Annotated in this window: 4 protein-coding genes; 2 read left to right on the forward strand and 2 right to left on the reverse strand. The window is 72.1% G+C overall.

Annotated elements, in window-relative coordinates; all coding sequences use genetic code 11:
* Positions 1-28: 28 nt before the first annotated feature.
* Complete coding sequence (locus BN12_RS21325) at positions 29-214, reverse strand: DUF5302 domain-containing protein (protein ID WP_048555577.1); 186 nt, start codon at positions 212-214, stop codon at positions 29-31.
* A gap of 102 nt (positions 215-316) precedes the next feature.
* Positions 317-649 (reverse strand): hypothetical protein, encoded by a 333-nt coding sequence (locus BN12_RS21330; protein WP_048555578.1) that lies wholly within the window; start codon positions 647-649, stop codon positions 317-319.
* Positions 650-805: 156 nt separating this feature from the next.
* On the opposite strand from BN12_RS21330, the gene lpdA reads away from it, so the two are divergent.
* Complete coding sequence (gene lpdA / locus BN12_RS21335; RefSeq protein ID WP_048555579.1) at positions 806-2185, forward strand: dihydrolipoyl dehydrogenase; 1380 nt, start codon at positions 806-808, stop codon at positions 2183-2185.
* 50 nt (positions 2186-2235) lie between these two features.
* On the forward strand, positions 2236-2937 hold a 702-nt coding region (locus tag BN12_RS21340; RefSeq protein WP_327152684.1), incomplete at its 3' end, for a biotin/lipoyl-containing protein.

The raw sequence follows: 2937 nt of genomic DNA on the forward strand, positions 1-2937 counted from the left end.
CCTTCGTGGATCTGAAGGAAGGGCGGCGTCAGCCGGACTTCCTTCGGAACATCTGCTCCCGGGCCGAGGTCTCGGCGGCGTGCGGTCCGACCTTGGAGTGCTCGGCGTGGTCGGAGACGTCGCGACCGGCGTGCGCCTGCTTCTTCTCCAGCGCCTCGCGGAACTTGGCCTTGACATCCTCGCTCGGGGCGGCCTTGCCGGGCTTGGCGGTCATCGCTGATCTCCTTCGTGGGGCGGGCGCGGTCCCCTCACCATGTCAAACGCGCGCTCCCGGCGCCACGGGAAATCCACCGGCGGGCGTCGCCCTGCGCGCGACTCAGCCGCGCCCCTCCCGGCGCTGGCGGGCCGTCCACTCGCGCATCCGGGCGGGGTAGCCGGTCTGGTTCACGTCGTAGACGGGGATGTCGAGCTTCTTGGCGAGCTCGAAGGCCTGCTCACGGGACTCGACGGCGCGTCGGGTCCACTCGCCGTCGTGGGCGATGAGGACGACGGTCGTCGAGGTGACGTTCGTCGAGGGCTCGACGTAGGCCTCGACGAACAACCGGGTGTCGACGAAGTCCCGCAGGTAGGTCTCGACGGACGAGCGGTCCGCACGGGTCGAGGTGGTGGCGCTCGCCCCGCCCTTACCGCGTCGTCTCCAGAACGGCATACGGAACAGGGTAGGAGATCGAGCCCGTCGAGCCGGTGAAGCGACCGACCCGGCCTCCATCGATCGACCCGGAAGTGACAAGATGCGGGCAGGCGCGCGCCGGAGACGGCCCGCGGCAGCAGGCCAGGACCCACGAGCGCAAGGGAGCGTCACCGTATGCCGGCCACCGCCGACACCACGCACGACGTCGTCGTCCTCGGGGGAGGCAGCGGCGGCTACGCCTGTGCGCTGCGCGCGGCGGAGCTCGGCCTGTCCGTCGCCCTCGTCGAGAAGGACCGGCTCGGCGGCACCTGCCTCCACCAGGGCTGCATCCCGACCAAGGCGTTCCTCCACGCCGCCGAGGTCGCCGACGCGGCGCGGGAGAGCGCGGCATTCGGCGTGCGGGCGAGCCTCGACGGGATCGACATGCCGGGGGTCCTCGCCTACAAGGACGGCGTCGTCGCGCGCCTCCACAAGGGCCTGCAGGGCCTCGTCGCGTCACGGAAGGTCGACTATGTCGAGGGCGAGGGGCGCCTCGTCGGGCCGCGGACCGTGCGGGTCGGCGACCGCGACCTCGTCGGCCGGCACGTCGTCCTCGCGACCGGCTCGTCTGCGAGGACGCTGCCGGGGCTGGAGATCGGCGGCCGGGTCGTCACGAGCGAGCAGGCCCTCACGCTGTCCGAGGTGCCGTCGTCGGTCGTCGTCCTCGGCGGTGGCGTCATCGGCGTGGAGTTCGCCTCGGTCTACCGCTCGTTCGGTGCCGAGGTCACCGTCATCGAGGCGCTCCCCCGGCTCGTCGCCGCCGAGGACGAGGCCGTCTCCAAGGCGCTCGACCGGGCCTTCCGCAAGCGGAAGATCGGCGTTCGGACCGGCGCCCGGTTCGCCTCGGCGACGCAGGACGACACGTCGGTCACCGTGACGCTCGAGGACGGCACCGCCCTCACCGCGGATCTCCTCCTCGTCGCGGTGGGACGCGGTCCGGTCACCGCGGGGCTCGGGTACGAGGAGGCCGGGATCGCCGTCGACCGCGGCTACGTCCTCGCCGACGAACGCTGCCGGACGAACGTCGAGGGCGTGTATGCCGTCGGCGACATCGTGCCCGGCCTCCAGCTCGCGCACCGCGGTTTCGCCCAGGGCATCTTCGTCGCGGAGGACATCGCCGGACTCGATCCCCCGCCTGTCGTCGAGGCCGGGATCCCCCGGGTCACCTACTGCGACCCGGAGATCGCGTCCGTCGGCCTCACGGAGGAGCAGGCGCGCGAGGCATACGGCGAGGTGGAGGCGTTCGAGTACAACCTCGGGGGGAACGGCAAGTCCCAGATCCTGCGGACCAGCGGGTTCGTCAAGCTCGTCCGTCGCGTCGACGGGCCGGTCGTCGGCGTCCACATGATCGGCGCGCGGATGGGCGAGCAGGTCGGCGAGGCTCAGCTCGTCTACAACTGGGAGGCCTACCCCGAGGATGTGACGCCCCTGATCCATGCCCACCCAACCCAGAACGAGGCGCTCGGCGAGGCCTTTCTCGCGCTCGCCGGGAAGCCCCTGCACACTCACGGCTGAACTTTGCAAGGATTGGGCTCGCGCCCACACTGAAGAGGAGATCGAGGCTCATGTCTGAACGCGTGACCATGCCGGCTCTGGGTGAGTCCGTCACCGAGGGCACCGTCACCCGCTGGCTGAAGAACGTCGGGGACCAGGTGGAGGTCGACGAGCCGCTCCTCGAGGTCTCGACCGACAAGGTCGACACCGAGATCCCCTCGCCCGTGTCGGGGACGGTGCAGGAGATCCTCGTCCAGGAGGACGACACGGTCCCCGTCGGCGCGGACCTCGTCGTCATCGGCGACGGTGCCGCACCCGCGGCGTCGGCTTCCGGGGACTCGGGCGCGACGCAGCAGCCGGCCGCCGAGCAGCCCGCGCCCGCCGCACCAGCTGCCGCTCCCGAGGCCGCCCAGCCCGCGGCGTCGGCCGACTCAGGTGGGTCCGGTGGCGAGGGCCAGCGGGTCACGATGCCGGCACTCGGCGAGTCGGTGACCGAGGGCACGGTGACGCGCTGGCTGAAGGCCGAGGGTGACGAGGTCGCCGTCGACGAGCCGCTCCTGGAGGTGTCGACCGACAAGGTCGACACCGAGATCCCCTCCCCCGTGGCCGGCGTCCTCAGCAAGATCCTCGTCCCCGAGGACGAGACGGTGCCCGTGGGCGCCGACCTCGCGGTCATCGGCGGTTCGGGCGGCGGCTCCGAGGAGGCGCCGGCCGCGGAGCCGGAGGCCGGCTCGAGCCCGGCGGAGGCGGCTGAGGACTCCGCCGCGGCTCCC

It is taken from the genome of Nostocoides japonicum T1-X7 (genome assembly GCF_001046855.1).
GTDB classification, from domain to species: Bacteria; Actinomycetota; Actinomycetes; order Actinomycetales; family Dermatophilaceae; genus Nostocoides; species Nostocoides japonicum.

Bases quoted from the DNA above. Each gene is read 5' to 3' on its own strand.
- BN12_RS21330 (WP_048555578.1), bottom strand. From the start codon at position 649: ATGCCGTTCTGGAGACGACGCGGTAAGGGCGGGGCGAGCGCCACCACC.
- lpdA (WP_048555579.1), top strand. From the start codon at position 806: ATGCCGGCCACCGCCGACACCACGCACGACGTCGTCGTCCTCGGGGGA.
- BN12_RS21325 (WP_048555577.1), bottom strand. From the start codon at position 214: ATGACCGCCAAGCCCGGCAAGGCCGCCCCGAGCGAGGATGTCAAGGCC.